This window comes from Methanospirillum lacunae (assembly GCF_003173355.1).
In the GTDB taxonomy this organism is placed as follows: domain Archaea; phylum Halobacteriota; class Methanomicrobia; order Methanomicrobiales; family Methanospirillaceae; genus Methanospirillum; species Methanospirillum lacunae.
In genome coordinates, this window is record NZ_QGMY01000007.1 from 221285 (window position 1) to 246976 (window position 25692).

The following is a 25692-nucleotide window of genomic DNA, read 5'->3' on the forward strand; positions in this document are numbered from 1 at the left end:
GAACATGTATCATTCTCAAGAGGAACAAGGATTGAGATCTTATTAAAAAAGTCTAGCCAGAAAGAGGAGAGGGAGGTATCATAGAGAACCTCACGATCTATACCGATCTTCGGCCTGGGCTGCCTCTTTAACCCGGTCTCTAATTAGTGATGACAGGTTGCCAAAGTTCGGGTTAAAAACTATACCAGACCCATTATCTTCAGGTCCTGACATTTCTACCCCGGGTGTAAAGTTACCTTCAATAACTGAAGAGATCTCGTTGTAAACAATCTGGTCAAGATTTTTCAGCACTGATGCGACAACAACATCAGGACCAAGAACTGACTGATCAGAATCAACTCCGATGACCTTGAGACCAGATGTGTTTTTGGCATGCTCTATTACACCTATTCCTGATCCACCTGCCACCGTAAAGATAACATCAGTCCCATTCGCGGATAAATTTCTCGCGATTTCTTTCGCTTTGTCCGGGCTCCAATATCCGGAATTATCGTCAGCGACATAGGCAGTGGCTACCGATACATCTTTTCCAGACTGGGCTGCACCATTAGAAAAGCCCTGAATAAACTCGTTCATAGGTGCATTGTCCCTTCCTGCTATCACTGCTACCTTTCCGGTTCGGGTCTCATTAGCAGCGATGATACCTGCCAGATAACTAGACCCATACATTGGAAAAATGACGGTTTTTGTATTATTACCCTGAAGCGGATCGCTGTCAAGTGCTACAACCGGCAGAGTAGGATAGGAATCCGCTATTCCCTGTGCCATACCAGAGAGCGGATTTCCAACCAACAAGACCATTGCCGGTGGCTCCCCTTCAGGTCCATTGAGTTGTGGAACAGGATCAACAGAGGCATTCATGATAGAATACTCCTGTGTAGTAAACGAGTACTTTTCCAAAGCCTTAGTGAGCCCTCGATATACACTGTCAATGAAAGAGTGATCACCCTTTCCTCCAGAGTAGATGACATCTACAAGCGGCTTCGTGTTGGATTCTCCCACGACAGGTATGCAGATAAAAGCAGTGAAAAGACAGAGTAGGATTATCAAAGATTCTAATTTCATATTGGTTTTCCTGACCGGGCGATCATAGAGACAGAGATACTCTGATGTGAGATATTCTCCTTGTACTGAAAACTTAAGATCTGCCCGCCGATAAGGATTTCTTTATTCTTCTGAAAGAAAAGAAACAAGAAAAGGAGTTATCAAGGTTACCAGGTGATAGTGAGATTTGGCTTTGCTGAACTTTGATTTCCAGAAATTTTAGGTGCAACAGTGGTGTTGGTGCCGTGCTTCAGGCTTGTTCTATTCAGGACCGGGGTCTGATTCATACCGGCAAGTTGCTTGTAAAATCCGTCACTCAATGCACCTTCTGGAAACGAACCATTACCCATGAGCATGGCACCCGTATCACCAAAGTTCATTCTATCTACAACATGAAGCGGATTATCATCATCAGAATTTATCATGACAGTTATTGGCATAAAGACAACGATATTGACCGTTGTTCCGTTGGGAAGAGTGACCATATCCTCATAAGGCACATCTGACATGTTTTCATCGTAAAAGGCTGGTTCAGCATAGACACTCAACACGCAAAGAGACAGCAGGAGTAGACCACAGATGAGGATACCATTTTTCATGATCGTGAGTTAGGTAGGAATGGTAAAATCGTTTCTTGATACTGGAAGAAGAGACCTAAAAAATGAAGAGAAACCTGAATACATCATTACCAAACCCTGACTCCACGCATACTTGGATAGTAACATCGTTATCCGCGCTGCTTTATAGATCTCCTGTTGCAAGTTATCGAAATTTAAGCGTGGATCGCATGACAAAGAGCTCTGCTTGGGTCTCTGAAGTAACTACAGCGCAGGTTTAATAGGTACATGAAATCTCACATAATTGCCGTAAATTGACAATTAAGGAGTTATTTTCAATAAATATCCGAAGGAATCACAGAATCATCTGATGGACAGAAGGAGATCAATAGATGGATTGAGGGGGGTCCATAGGATACATCAGGGACAGTCAACATACCCACAGAATGCCCACGAAATCACAATATTTCCGGATTCAAAGCATAGCTTTTATATCTTATTCAGGATATTATCTTTAGAGGTAGGAAAAATATGGCAGACTTACCAATTGCAGCAGTAACCAGAATCGCTAAGAATAACGGTGCAGAACGTGTCGGTAGCGATGCAGCAGAGGCACTCGTTAAGATGGCAGAAGACTACATCGCACAGCTTGCCCGTGAAGCAAACAAACTTGCTCAGCATGCTGGACGTAAGACCATCAAGGAAGAAGATGTAGAGATGGCTTCCCAGTCCCTCTAAATCTTTTCACTACAGATTACTCTATTCTTCGTCAAGATACACAGCTCCTTCACCAATCCTGGACGAGTTCACAGCTATCCTGAACCAGCCATCTTCGCCCCACTCAGTTCCAAAACTATTCTTCCCAATGAAGTACTCATTCCCATTTTCATAGCCCCATCCAACAAGGATTACAGCATGATTCGTTGTCTCTTCCGGGGGTGGGGCAGTACTTGAATAAATTCCTCCTTGATAATCATCAAAGGCATCATCATCATCAACACCCGTTGCAATAGGCCCTTTGAGATAGATTGCAGCTTTCAACTCGCCTACTGGAGGGATGGAAATTTCAGGATCACCCTCGCCAGAAGAATTGACATATGCCCAATGTCCGGCTTTGTACCGCGTTGCATTCCCAAGATCAGCACAGGAATCATCAGTAATGTCAACAGGATACACAGATTCGTTGACCGTGCCAATTTTTCCATCAGGACCGGGTGTATCCACAAGATAGGCCAGTGCAGTCTCAAAGTCACCACCATCACATCCATCATCATCCTCATCACAGGAGATCAGATATTGTTCAGAGAGATCTGGAGTGAGGGTTGGATTGTGCTGAATAATCTTCATATGAGATTCAAGAAGCCCGACTGCGGCATATGCCCAGCAGCTTCCACACTCTTCCCCTTGATCCTTGACCGGAGTTGTCCAGTCCCCATTATTAGTACGCCAGTCAAATGTCCGGGGAAGGACTGGAGGAATAGTAAGTGGAGAAGTGGTAGATGGGACCGATCGGTTATTCTCACGATGCAGAAGGCCTGGTGCATGTTTCTCTCTTTCTCTATCTGATCCAGGAAGAGGAAGGTGAGAGGAATTTATCGATGTTGTGTATATCCCGTTTGATGGAGAACTCCCGGAGTTATACTCATTTTCAGGCCCGCTGTCCAGCCATGCACTCTTATCATCAGGAAATGCTCCTAAAACAGGGATGGATGGCAGGCAAAGAAATAAAATTAGGACAATAGTTATGATCGAGGCGATTGTCCTGAATGAAATCATACCGTAGAATTGGCTGGCATTAGAATAATGAAGCTGTTCTTTCTGTCTTGACGGTACTTTAGTCGCTTCTTGAAATGATTTGTGATAATAATGTTTTAATTGATGAAATATTCATTACGTGAATAATGTTTTGAAATCTCCGATTACAAAAAAACTACAGATAGCCGGATTTGCAATGAACTGATGAATATATATCATCCGGTTCCAGATAAGAAGTATCAGGATTCAACATATTTATGGAGGGAGAGGTTGACCGGGACTGCCAGGATATCAGGTTTAGATCACACAAACGTTCAGGAGGATGCCAGGATCATACGGATTGAACACCTGAGCAAAGTTTTTAGTGGAAAACGGGAAGTTCGGGCTGTAGACGATATCTCCTGTTCCATCATGACTGGTGAGATATTCGGACTCCTCGGTCCCAACGGGGCAGGAAAAAGCACATTGATAAGAATCCTCACTACTCTCCTGACTCCATCCTCTGGTACTGCATTCATCGGACCATATGATGTCACAAAAGATCCAGAAGCAGTTCGGAGGATCATCGGAGTCTGCCCCCAGAACGGGACCCTGGATCTTGATTTGACAGCCTATGAAAACCTCTCCTTTTATGGAAAGTTACAAGGAATAGGTGATGCTACCCTCAAAGAACGAATCAATGAACTCCTGGAAATGGCTCATCTCACAGACAGGGCTCATACACCGGTTCAGACTTTTTCAGGAGGAATGAGAAGAAAACTTGAGATAGTCAGGGCGTTTATTCATCATCCTCTCATCCTCTTTCTTGATGAACCAACTATCGGACTCGATCCGGATTCCAGAAGACAGGTTTGGCAACAGATCACCCTTCTAAACCAGGAGCATACAACAGTTATTCTCACCACCCATTATATGGACGAGGCTGAAAAACTTTGTAACAGGATTGCATTTGTAGAGGGAGGGCGGCTGGTCGCTCTCGATACTCCGGAAAAACTCAAACAATCACTACCTGCAGGAGACCTGATAGGAATATCAACCGGAACAGTCGTCCCAGGACAGGAGATGCTTACAACAATCCGCAATCTCTCAGGAGTCATTTCTGTTTCCACAATAGGATCTAATATTCAGATCGCTGCAATGGGAGGAAGTACTCTCCTTCCCGCCATAATCGGGATCATTGAAGGAGCATCACTTCCCATAACCTCGATAACTATCCGGTCGCCTTCACTTGAAGATGTTTTTATCGAACTGACCGGCAGGTATCTTGATACAACTGATTCAGGAGCCGGGAGGCTGCACTCATGATAAGAGGTGCATATGCCATATTTGAGCGGGATATCAGGAAGTTTCTCAGGTCGCCGTTCTTCATCTTTATGACCCTGATCTTTCCCCTGGTATACCTGGTAATATTTGGAAATGCAATGGGCGGAACCATTGTTCACATTCCAATAGGAGTCACCCAGGAGGAACTCTTCAAGAACGAAACACCGCTCTTTGCAGGAACAGTTGATGCACTTGCCCAGGCACATGAACGAAACAAACCGCCACTCTTTCAGGTGACCAGGTATGTTGATGAAGAAACAGCCAAACTAGACCTGGCAACCGGCAGGATCATGGCAGTCCTGGTACTTCCACCTGCAGTAGCTCCTGCAAATCCAATCAGGATTTATCTGGACAGTTCTGAATACATGATTCCTGCCCTGATTCAGTCAGGTATCACATCTGTGCTGATGCAGACCGGTGTACATAGTGAGGTCCTCATCCAGAACATATACGGAAAGATCGAGTATATTCAGTTCTTCGGAGTTGGTGTCATTGTTATGGCCATTTTCATGACCACAATGATGGGCGGGGGCAATGCCCTGATTAGAGACCGGGAGATGGGAATCATTGAAGGGTACCTGGTCACACCGGTCAGGAGATCAAGCATTGTGCTTGGAATGATCGCAAGCGGGACAGTGAAAGCCTTCATTGCCGGAGTTTTTGTGCTTCTCATCGACATCTTTGTTGCAGGAGTGCCGGTGAGGAGTGCTACAGATATCTTGATGGTTCTTGCTGTTATCTTCATCATCTGTCTTGGTATCAACAGCCTTGTTATATCATTTGCTTCACGATTCTCAAACCAGTCAGCTTATAGTTCTGTAGTAGCATTCCTCAACCTGCTTTTGTTTATGACAAGCGGGGCTTTTTATCCGGTTATTGGAATGCCTGACTGGCTCAGGTGGATTACAGTTATTAATCCTGAAGCATACGCTGTTCATGCTCTGCGTAGCATCATCCTCCGGGGTCAGGGACTTGAAGTGATGGGGGTTGATCTTTTTGCCCTTGGGATCTTCTCTGTAGCTGCCATCATTATCGGCATTACAAGCTTTAGAAGGACCCTTGAATAAGAAAACCTAGATTTTTAGTTTTTACGTGATGTAGAGACAGAAAAAATTACGAAATAGTTGTTCAGATTAACTCATCCACGAACTCTATTTCCTTTCAGGTCTGGTCTGCTTACTCATTGATGCGATTCTGCCAGGACCCCGCCCACCTGCTGTAACTCCCGGGGATGATCCCATCAATCCAAAGATGAAAGCGGGATCCCGCTCAGAAAGATCTTTTAGCAGGGCTTTACTCTCCTCTTCTTTCCCGACAGAATTCAAAGCCCAGGCCTTTCCAACTCCTGACCTGATGTCAGCAGGATCAGAGTCTACCAGTTTACCGAACAAGTCAAGTGAAGCTTGGGGGTCATCGTCAATGAGAATAAAGGCTTTCTGCCTGATGAAGGCACGGTTTTCAGGATCACTCTCAATCGCCTTATCAATCCACGTAACCGCTTCAGGAACCTGTTTATTGAGTTTGTAAAGTGAGGCAATACCTGAAAGAGCATACCCATGGGAGGGATTAATTTCCAGAATCTTCTGCAGATCAGACTCTGACATTAACTTTTTTCCTCCCTCATTCTCCAGAGAAAGAAATGCCCGGTAGTAGGTTGCAGCAAGAAAATCTGGATCTGCCCCTGTTACACTCCCCTGGTGCTGATACTCATCGCTCTCCCTGACTATTGGACAGAGCATCTCATACATATGTGACGAAAGGAGGGTCGTCTCAACAATGCGGGAAAATATTTTTCGTGCACGGGTGAAATTGCCAATTTTGTATAGGGATTCTCCAAATATTATCTGCAGATCCGGATGATCGCCAATAACTCCTGATGCCTGTTCTGATTCCTTTACTGCATCATCAAATCTTCCTAAGAGGAAGTAAACCTGGGCAAGTGTCAGATGTCCAATTTCATAATCCGGCCTGATAGTTATAGCCTTTTCAAGCAGGGAGAGCCCTTCTTCTCTTTTCTCAAGTTTCACAAGAAGGGAGCCGAGATTATGCATTGCCCGGTAATTTTCCGTATTAAGTGCAAGAGACCTGCGAAAAGACTCTTCTGCCTCTTCTGTTTTTTCTAGTTTGGCATAACTGGTGCCCCGAAACATCCAGGCTTCTGCATTCTGCGGAAAGAGTTCAACAAGCCGGTCTGATTCTTCAACATTCTTCTCACCAGGCCTCTCATCAGATGAACATCTGAAGAATTCAATATTGGCCTGTTCATGATTCGGTTCAATCTTCAGGACTGATTCATAGAGTTCACAGGAACGTTCATAATGCCCCATCCGGTGATGTTTCTCTGCATCCTGCATCCTGCGTTTGATTAGTTTATCCTTGTTCATGAGCGACCCCAATGACATCGAAGATGGTACGTGCCATCAAATTGCAATATTCAGTATACAACGATCTCAAAGAGACAAATGGATTGCTAAAAGATAACCAAGATCGAAACACGGACTATATGTGTCAACAGATTTACAAAAAAAGCAGGAGGGTTTGTTGATATGATATAAGAGGACGGTGATATCTGTTTGATATCTGCATGTTGGGGTTTTACTTTACTGGATGGATGTGCTGTCTGTCTGTTCTGTATTCTGTTATCAGCTCAGGTAGGTTCTCATTGCGGATTTCAGGGTATGGAGTTCCGCATTTCATAGAACCGTTACATACAACCGGGCATTGCCGATTGTACAAGTACTAATCTGGGCCCGGATTACATACGCTTTCTTCTCTTCAGCAACGAACTACATGTCTTGGTAAAAAGGACTATGTCAATAGAGTGATTGATTGTTAATCAGAAACATGAAAACACTAATAATTCATAATCAAAGAAGGCCGGAGTCTATTGACAGAAAAAAGGACACGAGTGAATTAGGATTTCTGAAGGATAACCTTAGGAATATAGGTAAATGTTCCTGAGTTTATCTGAACATATCCTATCCAGTCATGATATCCTGCTGAAGAAACCCTGATCTGATGAATACCTGCCGGGAGTCCAAGTGACTGAAGAGGGGTCACCCCTGCCTTCACCCGGTCAACATATACCTCTGCTCCCTGTGGTGCTGAACTGATCCAGATCATCCCGTTCGGACCAGTTACCCTTCCGGATGTCGTGACAATATATGAAGGAATTCTCTTAATGTCCTGGCCTTGGACATTTCTTACCTCTAGAGTCACGGTATATCGCCCGATACCACCGTATACATGAACAGGGTTCTGCTCATGTGAGCCTGACCCGTCACCAAAGGTCCAGTTCCATCCAACCGGTGAGCCAGGCGAAGAATCTGTGAATTGTACAGTCAGAGGGGGAGTTCCGGTCCTTGACGTTGCCGTAAAATTGGCTGTAATTGGCTGAGGAATCGGAGTTACAGTCGGCGTCACTGTCGGGGTTGGTGTAGGAGTAGGGGTCGGTATTCCCGGCATATGAAGTGGCAGATAATCAGTGTTGTTTGCATCAAAGACATAGGGCTCACCCACAAACCCATCTCCCCGATCAGGATGAGTCTCAGACCAGCCTGTTCCATTCAGCGTTGCATAGTAATTACCACCAATAAACGAGCCATTAACAATGTTTATCCCTGCGATCTTTGTTGTATTCCAGATATTGGGATATCGTTCTCCTGTTTCATTTCGAATTGATCTTGGAAGAACGCTACCCCACTGGGATCTTTTAAGTTGCAGACCCTGATAACCGGTGTCACTTGAGATGAGATTCACCGGATTTGCACTTTTGATATAATTATTTGCAAACAGATTATTCTTTGAGACTCCACCACTGCTATTCTGTGATTTCACCAGGCAAACACCTTCAGAATACTGATACGAGTTATTGATGACATTACCTGAGAGAACATTGTTTTGAGCACCGTTCAGGTTAAATCCAACACCAGTCCCTGTGATCAGGTTATTGCGGATCTGAAATCCCACCGCTTCAGAGAAGAGCATCCCATAGGTCGTGTCAGATACGGTATTGTTGGATATCATGACTGTTGCTCCATCAGCATCCATTATGGCAAATCCATGACTTTTTCCAGACAAAACTCCGGTAATTGTGTTGTTTGATATCTGCACACGGTCAGGACTCGCACCGTGAACAACAACACCGGTGTCTGCAAATCCTGATATCGAATTATTTATTACCGTCGTTTTGCTGTTGCCACCAACACCCATCCCAACCCACCCACCAGAGATTAAGTTACTGCCAACATCTACGGAGTCTGAACTGACAAGCATCATTCCGGTGTTCGAATCAACAATCCTGTTGGATGTGACTGAAATATTCTCTCCCTGGTATACTCCGATTCCAAGACCTGATCCCGAAATGGTGGTGTTATTGATACTCATATTTCTACAAGACATCAGTATCACCATTGCAGGAGATGAAGTGTTGATCATGGCTCCATCTTCCTTCTCATAGTACAGGACAGGGTGGCCGTCTGCAGTGTTAGAGGAGTCAAATACCATGCTTGGTTGCATGTAAGGCCCGGGAGCATAGAAGAACCCGTATGGACTGACACCACTGAGAGAATTATTCCTGATTGTTGAGTTGGTAACCTGAGTGACAGCCATACCTGCCCATCCTGCTTTTCCGTTTACCACTCCTCCCCTGACTGTGTTATTTTTTATCGTGAACCCCTGAAGAGCGTTCAGTTCAATTCCATCTCCATTAACAGTAAAATTATCTACGAGGTTGTTGGTGACAGATCCGCCAGAAATACTCTTGACAGCTAGTGCTCCATCACTGCCATGGATCCCGGTGATGTGGTTTCCGCTCACATTGAAGTTCTTGAGGATATGCTGATCTCCATGGTTCTCAAATCCTCCAGCATGAATACCCCAGGAGTTGGAGTTCACAATCGTGTTGTTCCGAATCTCTATCTCGTTCATAGGAAGATTGTCAACACGGTCATCCACCGGGTTTACAGGGCCGACAGATATACCTCCACCTTCAATTTGGTTATTCTCAACATAGAGATTGTTCTGCTCATAACCGTAATTATTCGGGGTGAGATTTATTCCGGTTCGTAAATAGCCGGTGTTGTTTGCAAGTGCTATTCTGCACCCTCTTACAAGTACAAGACTGGTGTTGGTAAGCGCGATACCTGTAACTCCAGATGATGCAATGGAGCAGTTTAACAAAACTGTCCCCACAGCAGCATTACCGGTGATCACCGGAGAAGTTTGATTATCAGGATCATGAGCAGTGATATTCAGATTCCCCAATGCCGTGAAGTTACCATCTATGTATATAGCGGATTTTTTTGCCGAAACCAGTGAAAGATCTGCAACATCCACCAGGTCACTGGTGCTCACAATGGCGTAGTCCTGCTCTGGATCGCCAACAAGAACAGTTCCATTCACCCCCTGGATTGATACTGCCTTATTTATAGTCAGAGATTCGGGGTAAATTCCCCCTTCAACCTTGATGATATCAAAATCTTTGGATGCATTGATGGCATCCTGGATATGAGAATAATTACATCCAGAGGAACATACCGAGATAGTCGAGATATTTTGAGATTTAAGTGTTTGATCCGGGCTTGTCGGGAATGGTGCACCAGGAAACAAGGCCTTCCAATTTAGATCTGGATTGCCACCGTCCGCAACAGCCAGTACACCGGACGATACGACGAGCATGATACAAACGAGCCCCCATACTCCGAAAGTAAGAACATTCCCCATTGATACATCCCTACCACAACATTGGGTTTAGAATATATAATATTAAGGATATTAATCAGGGCTCCGAATCTGGGGACTTATGAATTTCTTTTTTAGAGGTGGTTATTTACCTGTCTCCCAAATAGTATACATCAAGGAGCAGATCACATGGACCTGAAAGGAAGCCTGACTGAGAAGAATTTATTAGCTGCCTTTGCCGGAGAATCCCAGGCACGATCACGATACACCTTCTTTGCAAGTGTGGCAAAGAAGGAAGGATATGAGCAGATTTCGGCATTCTTTATGGAGACTGCAGAAAATGAGAAGGAACATGCAAAACTATTCTTCAAAGCACTGCCAGGTGGAGAAGCTGAGATAACGGCATCATACCCATCCGGAAAGATAGGGACTACAGCCGAAAACCTGAAAGCTGCGGCAGACGGTGAAAAAATGGAGTGGGGCACCCTTTATCCCGGGGCCGCTGATACTGCAGATAAAGAGGGGTTTCCACAAATTGCCGAGATATTCAGACAGATAGCAAAGGTTGAAGCCGAACATGAAAAGCGATACCGCAAACTTCTCGAAGATGTAGAAAAATCCACCGTTTTCAGCAGAGAGTCAGAAGTCAAATGGAAATGCCGGAACTGCGGATATGTGCACAGCAATAAAAATGCACCACAGATATGCCCGGTTTGTTCACATCCGATTAGTTACTTTGAACTCTGGTGCGAGAACTACTGATCAAATTCGTTTTATTTTTCAAGAGATGGCCTGAACGCCTGGGCAGGAACGATCATCTCAAACAGAACTCCTGATCCAGGGATTCCATCTTCCCGTATTGTAATCCATGTAATCGAGAGAATCTCCTGGATCAAAAACATACCAAAGCCGGTGTTTCTGCCGAATCCTTTCTTGAATATCCTGTCTTTCTCATCAGAAGATATACCTGCCCCGTCATCCTGGTAAATCAGGTGCATGGTCTCATCTTTACATTCTTCAGAGAGAGTGATGGTTGTAACCTGACCGCCATGCCTAACAGAATTATCAATCAGATTGTAAAATACACGTTCGAGGAGGGGATCAGCCAAAATATCATACCTAATATCAGATACTGAAAACTTTATCCCCTGATCTGCAAAAGAACCCGCCACCTTCAAAAAGGCTGCACCCGGATTCTGCCAGGAGGGCTGATGTATGCCGATATCCTCGTATTCTCCCGATGATTCAGCATGCTGTTGCATTAACCGTAGTGTCCGATTCATCCGGTCATAATATTCGAGAGCTTCCTGTTCTGTTGGATTCTGCTTTAAAAGATAGAGGTACAATTTTAGGGCAGATATCTGATTTAATATATCATGCCTTGAGATCCCTGACAGAAGATGAAGTTTCTGATTCATTCCTACAAGTATCTCTTCATTGTGCTTTTTTTCGGTGATATCATGAAAATTCAGAGCACGACCTCTGACTAGACCATGTACTCTGTACGGTGCTATAGAAAGATCATAAATCCTTCCTGAACGAGAGGTGAGTTCAGTTGTGAATACCTGATTTTCTTCAGGAAGCGCAAAGAAGAGTGATTCATCCAGAGAATCAGGTTTTGCCATATGGTATTGTATCAGACGGGAGATCATAAGTTCATCTTCTTTTGTCTCATCCGGGGACCTGATATCCAGTATCTCCCTTGCTGTCCGATTATACCCTTTCACTTTTCCTTCAGGATCGATAACCAGAATTCCATCAGCTGTTGAATCTATTGTTGCCTGGGTAAATGCATTAATATCGCTTAATTCCGCTGTACGCTCCTGGACCATACTTTCCAGATGTTCCTGATACCTAATCAGACTCTCTTCGTTTGCTCTCTTGTTGTCAATCTGAATAATCGTAAATCCAAGGAGAAAAAGTCCAAAAAAGATGACAATGCCTGTATCATCATGACCAATGAGGTATCCCGGGTGATCCATTCCACCATCATGAGTAAAGAATGAGAGAGTTGTAACAGTGATTCCTGCGAATAATAAAGCCAAGATAAATATTTCAAAAACCGGAGGAATGAGGATTATTTTTCGTTTGCGAAGTTCATAAAAAAGACACCCGACAGTTGCAGCAAAAATGGCAATGACAAGGTCAGGAGTGTTACCCGTACCTCCACCAGAAAGGATTCTGTAAAGGACAAAAAAAATGGTGATAATGCCTGCTGATACAAAACCCCCAACATATCCGGCAAGGGGAATGAGGACTCCATTCAGCCCAATTACGGGGTGACTTGTTCCAGTCCAGGGAACAAGGATTCCCATCGCAGCAGCAAAACAGAATATCACCCCGACAAAGACAGAAAACCAGAACGTTTTATTTCGATAGATCCGGGAAGGGATAAAATTGTATAAGAGGATAAGCATTATGAGGATACTGATATTTTCAAACCAGTGACGTGCGGGGTCAGAAATGACAGGAACGATATCCACTTAACCTCCGTTCATAAGAACAGTAATTAATTCTTGATCAGGTAAGGATAATATTCTTCTTTTCAGGTTTCTCCAAGACATTCTCATCATAGGGGAAATATTTCCAACCTTCTCATATCAGATATAGTGCCATCCTCACCCATACTCAAAATGGTGACGTTGAACAGAGTTCTTTCCGGAATAGTGGATCTTTCATTGTATCCTTATCCCACCGAATTCATCAATCATAACATTTCCAATAGACAGATGAAGTGGATGATGTGTATCCATGATTGCAATTCAAAACATAAAGCCACTTCCTGGTACAAAACTAAAATGATAAACAAAGAAGAGAACGAGATCACATTATGCCTGATATTCTAAAGACAACTCTCGGATCGCTCGCACTTCCAAACCCATTTATTCTGGCTTCCGGACCACCTACTGCATCAGGAGAGATGATCAGAAGGGCTTTTCAGGCAGGGTGGGGAGGGGCAGTCATCAAAACAATCCATCCAGACGGGATGGAGATTCAGGATCTTTCTCCCAGGTTTGCTGCATGGACTGGAACAAAAGGGGAACTTTTCGGGTTTGAAAATGTTGAACTGCTCAGTAAAAAGACGGTTTCATATTGGGAAAATGAGATCAGAAGTCTCAAACAGGATTTTCCAGCGAATCTCCTTGTTGCAAGTATCATGGGGGATACGGATTTTTCTACATGGCAGAATCTCGCAATAAGGGTTGGAGATGCTGGCTGTGATGCGATTGAACTGAACGTCTCATGTCCGCATGGAATGCCGGAGGCTGGACTCGGGGCAGCAATAGGACAAAACCCGGATTTAATCAGGAAACTGACAAAGATGGTTTCAGCAGTTGCCAGCGTGCCGGTATTTGTCAAACTTACCCCAAACATCACTGATATCGGCACATCAGCATTGTCTGCAGAAGAAGGTGGAGCAGACGGTGTGTCTGCAATTAATACGATTCAATGTATATTGGGAATAGACATCGATTCCTTTGAACCATTGCCCTCAACAGGAGGAAAGGGAACTTCAGGAGGATACTCAGGCCCTGCAATAAAGCCAATCGGACTAAAGATGGTATCAGACATATCACAGGCAGTTTCACTTCCAATCATGGGAATCGGAGGAATCAGCAAATGGCAGGATGCTGTTGAATATATCCTCCTCGGTGCATCAGCGGTGCAGATCTGCACCGCAGTGATGTGGAACGGATATGAGATAATAAGGGCGATGAAAACAGGAATGGAAAATTACCTGATCCAAAATGGATTTAATTCTCCAGATGAGATCAGAGGAACCATTCTTGGAAAAATGCAACCTCATCATACTATCAGCAGATCAATCAGGGTTGAACCTGCCATTTCAGAGAACCAGGTCTGTTTACAGTGCGGAAAGTGTGTCACAGCCTGCAGGGATGGCGGATATGATGCACTCATACTAACACCAAAAGGGCCGGTTGTTGAGAGAACGCGATGTGACGGGTGTGGGCTCTGTCTTCTGGTATGTGGCTCAAAGGCACTCACGCCTATGATAAGGTCTGGATAAAGATGCCCGGGGAAATACCGAAGATACTGGGCCAAGACTAATATTCAGCCTTCTGATCCTGTACCAGAAATTATGATAACCTGCTTGCAAATCCCAGAAGCCGGGATTTGAGCTGTACCGGATCCTGATCGTGAAGATCTCCGGCATCCATTAGGACCTTCACGAGTTCACTATTTCTCCCGGATTTCTCCTGCCTGACAACCTCGTGAATTAACCGCATATTCAAATTCCACCGGTGTACCGGACCATATGATCCAAGGTGAGCAGAATCTATCAGAGTTTCATCCCTCACTGCACGGATATACGCAATGTTCTCCTTTATCAGATCTCTCGTTACAAGACCTGAATGGGCGGAGATGAGAATCCTGGCCGGATGGTCAAGAAGGGATGTGAGTGTGTCAATATATTGATCAAGGTCATATGCATCCAGATATGGGATTGGATCTTCCACAAGGTCTCCTAAATAGAGAACTTCGTCTGTCATATCATAACAGACTGTTGAGTCCACTGTATGGCCGGGAGCATAAGTGAATCTTATTCCCTCATCTTCAAGTGTAAGTTCATCAGAAAATGTAAGGTTTGGAGGGATGAGTTCAACGTCTCCACGCTTTTGTGCCGCATTCTGTATAAGATCAAAAGCACCCCTCTCGTTCATTCGCTGGCGGCACATTTCATGACCGATTATGATATGATCACGAAATACACAATTTCCCCAGATATGATCCCAGTCCGAGTGTGAGTTAAAGATCAGCAACCTGTGGTTTTCCGGTTTGATCTTTAGATAGGAATTGATCTCCTCAATGGAAACCGGTCCGAGGTGAGTATCACAGAGCAGATCAAACATTTTACCTGAGATCAGATACAAGGAGATTTCATCATCAAAAGTCAGAAGATGTCCTCTGTCTGCAATCCGCTCAACTCTCATATATTATATTAGACTAAACCGGGTAAAAACCTGAATTATGACAGTTCCCTTATGGTCGGATATGAGACACGGAAAAAAGAGTTATCTTCTATCGGGTTTTTCTGAACCTTACTTCACGCTGAGCGTGGAAAGTATTGCATCCCTGACAGGTGCCTCAGCCTCTGCCCGTTCATAATTTGCATAAACAAAGTTGATATTATAGACCAAACCAGGTCTGCAGAACAGGTATGTAACCGCGGCTCCATTCTCTGAATTTACGGCTGTGACCTTGATCACACCAGTACCGTCATCAAATTTTGCCCCTTCGACATCAAACCGGACAAATGTCATGGCCGAAACATTCACCGAGCCATTGACCGCAACCTCATGGGAGATGGTCATCTTCTCGTTGTATAATCCATCGAGTGTGGCGTCTGTGTTCTGCCAGGTTACCTGGATTGAATCTTTACTGTCTGTGGCTGTTAAAATAGTCAGAATATTGATCCCTCCCTGTCCAGCAACAGCCCGCATCTTTTCGAGGGATAAATTGCTGATCTGCTTGAACCGTTCAGGGTAGGAAAATATTACCCCCCCTTCATTATAGGTAATATTCCCAGTTACATGAGTCTGATCACCCGCCAATCCGGATTGGGGCGGGAGAATCGAACCACTATTGGTATTATTTTCAGAAGAATGAGATATAGTAACCCCAGGAACGGCTGTCTGTCCTGTTTGTATTGCCGCAGGAGCAGACGCTTGCTTCTCCTGGCTGTGGGATGTACATCCGGCAATGATTACTCCAAAAGCCAGGAGAATGAGAAGTATTCCGAAGATTCGTTCCTGCTTCATAAGCTCTTCATACATGTACTGGAAGGTAGAAATATCTCTTTTCCGGTTCAGGAACCAATTGAGAAAATCTACATTGATTCATTTTTTTGTCCAACCTATTTGGATGGATGAAAGGTGAAAACTCATCATCCATCAAGCCAATCAGAGTACATGGATATGGTCAGGCAGGTCCTTGAGACGATATCTGAAACAGATGATGCAGTCACAATCAGACATATATCTCATAAGACCGGGCTTGCTCCCACAACTCTCATTGGAGTCATGATGGGAATGATAAACCAGGGGTACATTGGTGAGGTTTTGCCTGATGGGGATAATCAACAGCCCTCACGATGTACCTGTGGTTATTGCACCCGTGATCATGGAAAGAACAGTTCACTTGACAGGAGATTATACCAAATCTCACCCAGAGGGAGAATATACCTCAGGAACTGGGAGGGAAAGGCCTGATAAAAAAACACCTCACCTTGTCCGGACTCTCCATTTTTTCAAAAATCAGGGTCATATTCTGGCCACCATTGATGGAGTGCGTACACTCAAGGCCTCATTTTCGGCATCTGTCTAGAGGGATTGATGGCGCCATTACACAGGTATAAAGAGAAACAGGGCTGATCCTCGTATCAGATAAACGGAGACCACATATATATGCGCATGGGACAGGTAATAGAGATCGAAGGACTATCAAGGAACTTTGGTGATCTCTGTGCTGTCGATGATCTAAATCTCTCTATTGGAACTGAAATATTTGGTCTGCTCGGGCCGAATGGATCAGGAAAGACAACAACGGTTCTGATGCTGACAACCCTGTTGAAACCGACATCGGGAGCCGCATTTATTCATGGTCACTCTTGTTTATCAGAACCAATGAAAGTCAGGGAGCATATCTCATATGTTCCCCAGGAGATGGCAGTTGATATCAAACTCACAGGCAGAGAGAACGTCTGGTTTTTCGCTAAGATGTATGGAGTTCCACGACCTCATGACCGGGTTGATGAAGTACTGGGGATCCTGAATCTGACTGACCGGGCAGATGATCTGGTTAAAACGTACTCTGGAGGAATGAGACGGAGGCTGGAACTCGCCCAAGCTCTTGTGCATGAACCCGATGTACTTTTCCTGGATGAGCCAACCATCGGACTCGATGTCTCTGCACGTCGGAGTATCTGGGAGCATATCACCCGGCTTCGCAGGGATGGTATGACAGTCTTTGTAACCACCCATTACATGGATGAGGCTGATCACGCCTGCGACAGGGTCGGGATCATCGATCATGGCAGACTTGTTGCGGTAGACACGCCTACAGCACTCAAACACCAGTCAGCTCCCGATGTTATCTCGGTCAGAATTTCAGGAGCATATCACCCGATAACTGGTGATTATTTCACTCCTATTGGAAGGGACGGGGAGGTATGGAGCTTTGCTACAGCAGATGGTGTAGCAGCTCTCCCCCAGATCAGGGAACTGCTTGAAAAGGCAGGAAACACCATAAGAGGCGTTTCACTCCGTTCAGCAACCCTCGATGATGTATTTCTCCAGCGAATCACTACACAGAAAGAGCCAGAAGGGTTTGATGAGCGTAAGTTCAGGACCATGCTCAGGAGACGCCGATGAAGCAGATTGCATATTACTTCTGGCGTGACCTGATCCGCTGGAGCCGGAGCAGAGCATCGGTGATCTCCTCCCTGGTGATGCCTGCTGCCTGGCTCATCTTTGTCGGACTAGCCCTTCCAATCAGGTTTACTGACAACTACCTCGAGTTCATCACTCCGGGAATTCTTGTCATGACTGTGTACATGACCTCACTGCAAGGGGGAGCCCTCATCCTTTTTGACAAGATTCTTGGGTACTTCAACAAGTTTCTGGCTCTTCCAGCCCCGAGAGAGACACTTCTCCTTGGTAAGATCTTCTTTGTCACCTTCAGAGGGCTCGTGCAGGCTACGATCATCCTTATACTAGCAATCATCCTCGGGGCAAAACCATTCTCCCCTGCCGGACTTCTTCAGACCTATCTTCTCCTATTTCTCCTAGGGATGCTCTTTTCATGTATTGCCAGCACTATTGCCCTCTACCTTGGAGATCATGACAGTTATGCAGCCGTCAACTCGATGATCAGCATGCCCCTCTTTTTTACATCAAGTGCCCTTATGCCGTATGACAAGATGCCTGCTTGGCTCAGCATCCCTGCTCATCTCAATCCATTAAGTTTTGCAATCGATGGGATTAGGGAAGCAGCAGCAGGAGTCTTCCCATGGGTACAGATATGCGGTCTTTCTGCTGCTCTGTGCCTTGTTCTTGTAATCGCTGTGGTACTGTTCAGACGGATTACTGTGTAGAACTCCGAAAAAGAGATCATGTAGCGAAACCGATGAGAAGATATGTGTATGTCCTCATCACCGATCCCCTCATTTGAGGAGGTCGTCAGATTTCATGGCCATGTTTGTCCAGGGCTGGCAATCGGATACCAGATCTCGCTGGCTGCGATGAATGCACTTGGAGTCACACGACCAGATGACGAGGAACTGGTTGCGATCGTAGAGACTGATGCCTGTGGTATTGATGCAATCCAGGTGGTAACCGGATGCACTGCAGGCAAAGGAAATCTTATCATAAAAGACTATGGAAAACATGTATTTACCTTTATAAACCGGGCAAATGGAGAAGCAGTAAGAGTAATTGGGAAACAGCCTAACATCCCGGAGCAGGCAGAACTCAGCAGCATGAGACCAAAGATATTTGGGGGTAGTGCCAGCGAAGAGGAACATCAAGCCTATCATATCCTGACACACACAGTCGTGAAGAAAATCATAGCCTTACGTCCCGAAGAGGTCGCAACCGTAGAGAAAGTTACCGTAGATCTTCCTGCCACAGCAAAGATATTCTCCTCTATTCCATGTGGATGCTGTGGTGAGATGGTTGCAGATGGCAAAACAAAAGAATACAATGGGAAGAGGATCTGCGTCCCCTGTTATCTGAAACACTCAGCCGTAAAAAAATAACTGAACCCAGTGCAGGGATTAGTAACATTTTTCATATTATGGGGACTTTTCATCTCCGTTTCTCGTGCTAGTTTCATCATGATGAGTCAGTGCCGAATACTCAGCGCCCGGAATACAGTCAAGCCCGGGGATATATGGCTTGATGTCAATTACCGGAGATCCATCAAGCGCCTCGATACCAGAGACTGTGATAATCCCGTTCTCAAAGGCAACAATCCGACCAATTGAAAGGGCAACGGGATTAGGACGAGCAGGGGACCGGATAGTAAAGACCGGTCGATCCTCGATCCAGTCAGGTCTTCGGGAAAACAACTTGCTTCGATCCGCACGATCCATCCAGTATAGCACCCAGATATGTGATATCCCGATCATCTCTCCAAGACCATCCCTGAATTCAGGAAAAATAGTGATCGTAGAGCACCCCTCACATTCCCGTCCCTGCCTAGGTGCCTGCTGACTGTCTTTGAATGGTGAACTGATGACACCGATTGGGGTAAGCTCAATCATAAGAGAACAATGTACATTCCACCGATTAATATGTGATCCAGATAACACAGGATTTTCAAATTATGAAACAGAAGAGTCAGATCTGGCATCTGGAATTACTCCGAAATCAATCACCCGTTCTGCGATATCACCGGAGTACTCACCAATTCTGCGAATGCTGTCTGTAATCTTCCTTGCAACCATCACTGAGTCTGTGGGAAGAGCAAGAATATCCTGATTTATCTGATGAAGGATCTGTTCAAGGGGAGAAGTGGTTCCCAGAACACGGTTAGCCTTTTTCATATCCCGGGAAAAGAACGCAGAAATACTCAATTCAAACAGTTTATCGGCCTCTGCCATTGCCTTGCCAATCACCACACGGACATCTTCTGCCAGGATCTCCTGCTCTATCATGTTAATGCTCCTCGCTATGAGAACACAGTGATCAGCAACCCGCTCCACAATTCTTCCAGTCTGCAGGTAATGCAGGACTTCAGATATGTTTGTCTTCATCCGCTCTGCATTGCGAGGGCTTTGTAGAATCATATTTGTCTGTCTCGAGATCAGCCAGAACAAACGATCAACATCTCGGTCCCTGAACTCTACATCCTGTACCCTTCCCTGATTACATGATTTTAATCCCTCAGCCGAATCGGTGAGCATACCATGTGTGACTGCATACATTCTTCTGAATGAGGTGTCAAGGGGCATATCAAGGGGGTTGAAGAGATCCCTGAGTATTATTATTGTCTCCTCTTCTTCAACAGGTTCAAGCCCGATGACCTGGTCTGAAAAAGCTCTGATAGTTCTCCGAAGAGTCCCCTGAATACGGTCTTTTGATTTGATCTCGATGATATTGTACCCTGCAATATAGATTCCCACCAGAATCCTGAAAAGCATCTGCGAGTCCATTCCCTGATCAATGGTAACAACACGTGAACGGGGGGGGAGATCGCCGGAAAGATTTCCGGTGATCATCAGATCACCATCAGCCTGGATCATCACACCAACCGGATCATTTTTTCTGATATTGAGGGAGGTGACCCACTCTTTTGGCAACGTGAGCACATATGATGAACCTCCGGTCATCTGAACCCTTCTGATATCCATCTATGCTCGGGTCATGCTACTCCCCAGAATATAGTAACTTTCCCCGGCAACTACAGAGACCTCTATAGTTACCATACCCCACAAGAATCTCCGGGAAGAATCATGATAACACAACCGGGGAGATACTAGGACCAGAAAGTATCCAGAGACTGATATGCCGTATTGGTATAATCCGGGCTCTGAACACTCGGCACGAAACGATTATCATGACCATAACGGGCTCTGAACGAACATTCAAGGAACGTCTCACACATCGTCCGATGGAGCAGGGTGTGAAAGTTCTCTGGTTTCTGTGTGCGATCTCATCCATCATAGCGATATTCTGTATACTGGGATTTCTCCTCTATGACGCAATTCCTGCGTTCATGGAGATCGGCTTAATACCATTCCTTACCGGAGACCGGTGGGACCCGACAAGCGTCATCCCGAAATTCGGGACCGTGCCTCTTATCGTCGGCACCTTGCTAGTCACTTTCGGTGCCATGGTCTTTGCTGTCCCACTTGGACTTGCATCAGCCATTTTTATCTCTGAACTTGCATCCCCAAGGCTCAGACAGACATTGAAACCAGCCATTGAACTCCTTGCAGGAATTCCTTCTGTGTTGTATGGTTTCTTCGGACTGGTAATTCTTGTCAGGCTGATCCAGGACTGGGCTCATGTATCAAGTGGGGAGTCAGTCCTTGCAGGATCAATTCTCCTAGGGATCATGGCCCTTCCAACAATCATCAGTGTTTCTGAGGATGCTTTGAGTTCAATACCCAGATTTTTGAAAGAAGGATCACTTGCTCTTGGAGCAACCCACTGGCAGACTATAGCAAGAGTGTTACTTCCTGCTGCTCTTCCTGGAATCACTGCTGCAATTATCCTCGGAATAGGCAGGGCAGTAGGAGAGACCATGGCAGTGATCATGGTAACCGGAAATGCAGGGATCATCCCTGATCCAATCTGGAACATCTTTTCTCCGGTCAGAACCCTGACAGGAACACTGGGTATCGAAATGGGAGAGGTGGCTGTAGGATCCCTTCACTATCACGCCCTCTTCGGAGTTGCAGTACTCCTTCTGATAATATCACTCATAGTAAACCTCCTTTCACTTGAGGTAATGAAATGGCTGCATCGCACACAGACCGGTGGAAAAAATGGCCATAAATCACTGCTTCAATCTATACCAGTAGATCTTACATTCATTACCCCATACCTCTCATGGATTGTGATCATTGGATGTCTGCTCCTGCTGACCCTTGTGGGACTCTGGGAAGGTGCTGTTGCAGTCCTGGTAATACTGGCAATCAACGCCCTGGTTTGTCGGTTCTGCAAAAAACAGCAGATACAACAGATCTGGTTTTCTGGAATTGCACTGGTGATGGTGCTTGTCGTTGCAATCCTTATCTTCATCCTGTACGACATCTTCTCGCACGGGCTCCCGTATGTGAGCCTTGAGTTTATCACGCAGCCACCCACAAACCTCGGGCGTGGAGGTGGAATCTTCCCTGCAATCGTCGGAACCTTTTACCTGATCCTTGGATCAATCGCACTCGCATTCCCACTAGGTATCGGAGCGGCAATCTACCTGGTCGAGTATACCAAGGAGAATACACTTACTAAAATCATCAGGACTGCAACAGACCTCCTGAATGGAACACCATCTATCGTGTTTGGACTCTTTGGATTTACCTTCCTTGTTATCTTTCTCGGGTTTGGAATCTCACTCATTGCAGGTATCGTCACTCTTGCCCTGATGGTGCTTCCAACCGTAATACGAACTACAGAAGAAGCTCTTCGTAGTGTTCCTGACAGCCTTCGTGAAGGTTCGTATGCCCTGGGCGCTACCAAGTGGCAGACAGTTCGCAGAGTGGTTCTCCCACCCGCAATGCCGGGAATTATTACAGGAGCGATCCTGGCGATTGGCAGGGCTGCCGGAGAAACTGCTCCTATAATGTTCACGGCTGTTGTCTTCATGCAAAAGAGACTCCCAGAATCCCTCCTTGATCCTGTCATGGCCCTGCCATATCATCTCTTTGTCCTGGCAACTACGGTTCCAGGAGCCCGAAATAACCAGTATGCAACAGCTGTGGTTCTTCTCGTCCTAGTAATTGCAATATACGGAGTAGCAATCGTGATACGAAATCATTTTGACCGGAAAGTCAGGTGGTAACAATGAACGACGATACAATCATCAATGTCAGAAATCTCAACCTCTGGTACGGAGAGACCCAGGCACTGAGAAATATCTCTATGCCCATAGCCCACCAGAAGGTTACATCTCTCATCGGACCATCAGGGTGTGGAAAATCAACGTTGATCCGGTGCTTTAACCGAATGAATGATCTCGTCTCGGGCTGCCGGATAGAAGGCTCACTCACATTCCATGGCAGGGACATCTACGGATCTGGCGCTGACGCCGTTGATATCAGGATGCAGATTGGGATGGTCTTTCAAAAACCCAATCCCTTCCCAAAGACAATCTATGAAAATATTGCCTATGGACCGAGGATTCATGGCATCAGAGACCGGGCAGAGCTGGATCGGATCGTTGAGTCTAGTCTGAAAAAAGCAGCCCTCTGGGAAGAGGTCAAAACTAGGCTTCATGACTCTGCACTAGGTCTGTCAGGTGGTCAGCAGCAACGCCTCTGTATCGCTCGCACCCTTGCAGTAAACCCCGAGATTATTCTGATGGACGAACCATGTAGTGCTCTTGACCCAATCGCAACCGCAAAGATAGAAGACCTGATTGATGAACTCAAGAAGGATTACTGTGTTGTGATCGTTACCCACAGCATGTCGCAGGCTGCACGTGTCTCTGATTTTACCGCGTTTATGTACCTTGGTGATCTTATTGAATTCGGAGAGACGAGACAGATCTTTGAGAATCCAAAGAAGGAATTGACTGAAAATTACATTACCGGAAGATTCGGGTGAGAAGATCATGACAGAAAAAAGCCAGGCAGAACTAGAGCAACTCCACCAGTCGGTGGTATCATTTGGCAAATTCGCATTAAGTATGCTGAAAGAGAGTATTGATGCTTTTGAGTCAGGGAACACAGAGCAGGCAATGGAGATATCACGATTAAAAAACGAGTTGAAATCCATGTTTGTTCCGCTGGAGGACTCACTCTTCCAGTATCTTGCTCTCTACCAGCCCGTAGCCAAGGATATGCGTGAATGTGTCGCTTCAATCAGAATTATTTACAATTTTGAACGAATCGGCAGAATGGGATATGATATCGCGGAAACAACTGCAATCCTGACAAAATGCTGCAACCTGAAGGACTGTGAGGCCCTCATCTCCATGGGCAGACTCGTCATAGGAATGATTGAGGATGCATTAAGTGCATATGATGAACGCAACATCACAAAGATCATCACAATGCGTGATCGGGATGAAGAGGTTGACACTCTCTACTGTGATGTACTCACCGGGTTTATCAGCAGAATGCAGGAAGAAAAAGAGGATGTCCCAGTCCTTACAAGATATGTGATCATTGACCGTTATCTTGAGCGTTGTGGTGATCAGGCGTGTAACATCGCTGAAATGAGTATTTACATGGTCACCGGGGACCGGATCGAGATAAACTAACCTGATTTCGGGAATAAAAAGTAAAAAAAACCTCACATGGAGGTTCTGAACGCAGATTTTCCAGCGTATACTGCAGAAGATCCAAGTTCCTCGCCAATCCGGAGGAGTTGGTTATACTTCTCAACACGCTCACCCCGGCAGGGTGCACCTGTCTTTATCTGCCCGGTAGCAAGAGCAACAGAAAGATCTGCAATAAAGGAGTCGCACGTCTCACCACTCCGGTGTGAGATCATTGCTCCCCACCCTTCTTTTTGTGCCATCCTGACTGCATCAATTGTCTCAGTGACCGTTCCGATCTGGTTGAGTTTTATCAAAACTGCGTTCGCAGCCTTTTCTTTGATACCCCTGCTGATACGGACAGTATTTGTGACAAAAAGGTCATCGCCGACGAGCTGGACTTTAGATCCTATCGCCTTTGTCAGTTCTGTCCATCCAGCCCAGTCATCCTCGGCAAGCCCATCCTCTATCGAGATGATAGGGAATGTGGTGGTCAGATCGCGATAATAATCTGCCATCTCACCAGAAGAGAGAGAACGTTTTTCAGTCTTCAGGGTGTAGACCCCATCCTTGAAAAACTCGCTTGATGCAGGATCAAGCACAACACAGATATCCTTACCCGGGACATAACCTGCCTCTTCAATCGCAGTAATGATCAGCGAGACCGGTTCGCTGTTTGAGGGAACCTGTGGTGCAAACCCACCCTCGTCACCAACTCCTGTCGATAATCCTTTCTTCTTGAGAACTGATTTGAGTGACTGGTAGACCTCGCACCCCCACTGCATTGCATGAGGGAAGTCAGGAGCACCAACAGGTGCTATCATATATTCCTGGAAGTCAGAGCCCTGCCAGTTTGCATGAGCTCCTCCGTTCATAATGTTCATGCATGGGACCGGAAGTGAGTATGGCCCTGATGCAAGGGATTTGAAGAGTGAAACCCCGTCTGCTGCTGCATGTACTCGTGCAACCGCCATCGAAACGGTGAGAATCGCGTTGGCACCAAGCTTTCCCTTGTTCTCAGTGCCATCGAGAGCGATCATCTTCTCATCAATCGCCTTCTGATCTGCCGCGTTCATACCTGCAAGAGCCTTTGCAATCTCGTTGTTCACCGAGGTTACCGCTCCAATCACACCCTTCCCTGAGAACCTTGCTCCCCCATCCCGGCGTTCTACAGCCTCGTGGATGCCGGTGGAGGCACCGGACGGACATGCTGCACGGGACATGAGCCCGCTGGCAAGAGTTACATCAACCTCAACCGTGGGATTGCCTCGGGAATCAATGATCTCCCGGGCTTTTATTGTCTTGATACTGGTATCCATGGCGTTCCCTCAGTATCTTCACTCAGTGGGAGTGAGACCTGAAATACCCTGTCTTCTAACAC

23 protein-coding genes are annotated in these 25692 nt (G+C 45.7%); 12 read left to right on the plus strand and 11 right to left on the minus strand.

Going from position 1 to position 25692, the window contains the following annotated elements:
- Positions 1–90: 90 nt before the first annotated feature.
- Positions 91–1065, minus strand: coding sequence for a BMP family lipoprotein (locus DK846_RS09030; RefSeq protein ID WP_109968612.1), 975 nt, complete (start codon positions 1063–1065; stop codon positions 91–93).
- A gap of 146 nt (positions 1066–1211) precedes the next feature.
- Positions 1212–1643, minus strand: a complete 432-nt coding sequence (locus DK846_RS09035; protein ID WP_109968613.1) for a hypothetical protein — start codon at positions 1641–1643, stop codon at positions 1212–1214.
- 489 nt (positions 1644–2132) lie between these two features.
- Between DK846_RS09035 and DK846_RS09040 the strand changes: the two genes are divergently transcribed.
- Positions 2133–2339, plus strand: a complete 207-nt coding sequence (locus DK846_RS09040) for a histone family protein (protein WP_109968614.1) — start codon at positions 2133–2135, stop codon at positions 2337–2339.
- 21 nt (positions 2340–2360) lie between these two features.
- On the opposite strand, the gene DK846_RS09045 is transcribed toward DK846_RS09040, so the two are convergent.
- A complete protein-coding gene (locus DK846_RS09045) occupies positions 2361–3377 on the minus strand; it encodes a C1 family peptidase (protein WP_109968615.1) in 1017 nt (338 codons plus the stop codon).
- 183 nt (positions 3378–3560) lie between these two features.
- On the opposite strand from DK846_RS09045, the gene DK846_RS09050 reads away from it, so the two are divergent.
- Both DK846_RS09050 and DK846_RS09055 read left to right on the plus strand, forming a co-directional pair.
- Positions 3561–4661, plus strand: coding sequence for an ATP-binding cassette domain-containing protein (locus tag DK846_RS09050; protein WP_109968616.1), 1101 nt, complete (start codon positions 3561–3563; stop codon positions 4659–4661).
- Positions 4658–5746, plus strand: coding sequence for an ABC transporter permease (locus DK846_RS09055; RefSeq protein ID WP_109968617.1), 1089 nt, complete (start codon positions 4658–4660; stop codon positions 5744–5746). The genes DK846_RS09050 and DK846_RS09055 overlap by 4 nt, the downstream gene beginning before the upstream one ends.
- Before the next feature lie 84 nt (positions 5747–5830).
- Here the strand turns inward: DK846_RS09055 and DK846_RS09060 are convergent, their stop codons facing one another.
- Positions 5831–7063, minus strand: coding sequence for a tetratricopeptide repeat protein (locus DK846_RS09060; protein ID WP_181391704.1), 1233 nt, complete (start codon positions 7061–7063; stop codon positions 5831–5833).
- A gap of 529 nt (positions 7064–7592) precedes the next feature.
- On the minus strand, positions 7593–10403 hold the full coding sequence (locus tag DK846_RS09065; RefSeq protein WP_109968619.1) for a right-handed parallel beta-helix repeat-containing protein: 2811 nt from the start codon (positions 10401–10403) through the stop codon (positions 7593–7595).
- Between the two features lie 147 nt (positions 10404–10550).
- Here DK846_RS09065 and rbr point away from each other — a divergent pair, with 147 nt between their 5' ends.
- The gene (gene rbr / locus DK846_RS09070; protein ID WP_109968620.1) at positions 10551–11123 is read left to right on the plus strand and encodes a rubrerythrin; all 573 of its coding nucleotides are present in this window, start codon (positions 10551–10553) and stop codon (positions 11121–11123) included.
- A gap of 11 nt (positions 11124–11134) precedes the next feature.
- Here the strand turns inward: rbr and DK846_RS09075 are convergent, their stop codons facing one another.
- The gene (locus tag DK846_RS09075; protein ID WP_109968621.1) at positions 11135–12844 is read right to left on the minus strand and encodes an ATP-binding protein; all 1710 of its coding nucleotides are present in this window, start codon (positions 12842–12844) and stop codon (positions 11135–11137) included.
- A 347-nt stretch (positions 12845–13191) separates the two neighbouring features.
- Here DK846_RS09075 and preA point away from each other — a divergent pair, with 347 nt between their 5' ends.
- On the plus strand, positions 13192–14391 hold the full coding sequence (gene preA, locus DK846_RS09085) for an NAD-dependent dihydropyrimidine dehydrogenase subunit PreA (protein WP_109968623.1): 1200 nt from the start codon (positions 13192–13194) through the stop codon (positions 14389–14391).
- A gap of 70 nt (positions 14392–14461) precedes the next feature.
- Here the strand turns inward: preA and DK846_RS09090 are convergent, their stop codons facing one another.
- Positions 14462–15316, minus strand: coding sequence for an MBL fold metallo-hydrolase (locus DK846_RS09090; protein WP_109968624.1), 855 nt, complete (start codon positions 15314–15316; stop codon positions 14462–14464).
- Between the two features lie 108 nt (positions 15317–15424).
- On the minus strand, positions 15425–16144 hold the full coding sequence (locus DK846_RS09095) for a hypothetical protein (protein ID WP_146201190.1): 720 nt from the start codon (positions 16142–16144) through the stop codon (positions 15425–15427).
- Between the two features lie 114 nt (positions 16145–16258).
- Here DK846_RS09095 and DK846_RS09100 point away from each other — a divergent pair, with 114 nt between their 5' ends.
- The 4 genes from DK846_RS09100 to DK846_RS09115 all read left to right on the plus strand — a co-directional run bounded on the left by DK846_RS09100 (position 16259) and on the right by DK846_RS09115 (position 19140).
- On the plus strand, positions 16259–16594 hold the full coding sequence (locus tag DK846_RS09100; protein WP_146201191.1) for a hypothetical protein: 336 nt from the start codon (positions 16259–16261) through the stop codon (positions 16592–16594).
- A gap of 201 nt (positions 16595–16795) precedes the next feature.
- Positions 16796–17755 (plus strand): ABC transporter ATP-binding protein, encoded by a 960-nt coding sequence (locus tag DK846_RS09105; RefSeq protein WP_109968627.1) that lies wholly within the window; start codon positions 16796–16798, stop codon positions 17753–17755.
- Positions 17752–18477: an ABC transporter permease gene (locus tag DK846_RS09110; RefSeq protein WP_109968628.1), complete on the plus strand. Its 726-nt coding sequence runs from the start codon at positions 17752–17754 to the stop codon at positions 18475–18477. The genes DK846_RS09105 and DK846_RS09110 overlap by 4 nt, the downstream gene beginning before the upstream one ends.
- A gap of 48 nt (positions 18478–18525) precedes the next feature.
- A complete protein-coding gene (locus DK846_RS09115; RefSeq protein WP_245926509.1) occupies positions 18526–19140 on the plus strand; it encodes an FmdE family protein in 615 nt (204 codons plus the stop codon).
- Positions 19141–19176: 36 nt separating this feature from the next.
- Here the strand turns inward: DK846_RS09115 and tsaA are convergent, their stop codons facing one another.
- Positions 19177–19647: a tRNA (N6-threonylcarbamoyladenosine(37)-N6)-methyltransferase TrmO gene (gene tsaA / locus DK846_RS09120; RefSeq protein WP_109968630.1), complete on the minus strand. Its 471-nt coding sequence runs from the start codon at positions 19645–19647 to the stop codon at positions 19177–19179.
- 60 nt (positions 19648–19707) lie between these two features.
- Positions 19708–20736, minus strand: a complete 1029-nt coding sequence (locus tag DK846_RS09125) for a phosphate uptake regulator PhoU (protein WP_109968631.1) — start codon at positions 20734–20736, stop codon at positions 19708–19710.
- Between the two features lie 206 nt (positions 20737–20942).
- Here DK846_RS09125 and pstA point away from each other — a divergent pair, with 206 nt between their 5' ends.
- Genes pstA through phoU form a run of 3 tightly spaced genes read left to right on the plus strand, consistent with a single transcriptional unit; the run spans position 20943 to position 24314 of the window.
- Positions 20943–22892, plus strand: a complete 1950-nt coding sequence (gene pstA, locus DK846_RS09130) for a phosphate ABC transporter permease PstA (RefSeq protein WP_109968632.1) — start codon at positions 20943–20945, stop codon at positions 22890–22892.
- Positions 22893–22894: 2 nt separating this feature from the next.
- Positions 22895–23656, plus strand: a complete 762-nt coding sequence (gene pstB / locus DK846_RS09135) for a phosphate ABC transporter ATP-binding protein PstB (protein WP_109968633.1) — start codon at positions 22895–22897, stop codon at positions 23654–23656.
- A 7-nt stretch (positions 23657–23663) separates the two neighbouring features.
- Positions 23664–24314, plus strand: a complete 651-nt coding sequence (gene phoU / locus DK846_RS09140; RefSeq protein ID WP_109968634.1) for a phosphate signaling complex protein PhoU — start codon at positions 23664–23666, stop codon at positions 24312–24314.
- A 32-nt stretch (positions 24315–24346) separates the two neighbouring features.
- On the opposite strand, the gene eno is transcribed toward phoU, so the two are convergent.
- Complete coding sequence (eno, locus tag DK846_RS09145) at positions 24347–25630, minus strand: phosphopyruvate hydratase (protein ID WP_109968635.1); 1284 nt, start codon at positions 25628–25630, stop codon at positions 24347–24349.
- Positions 25631–25692 lie beyond the last annotated feature (62 nt).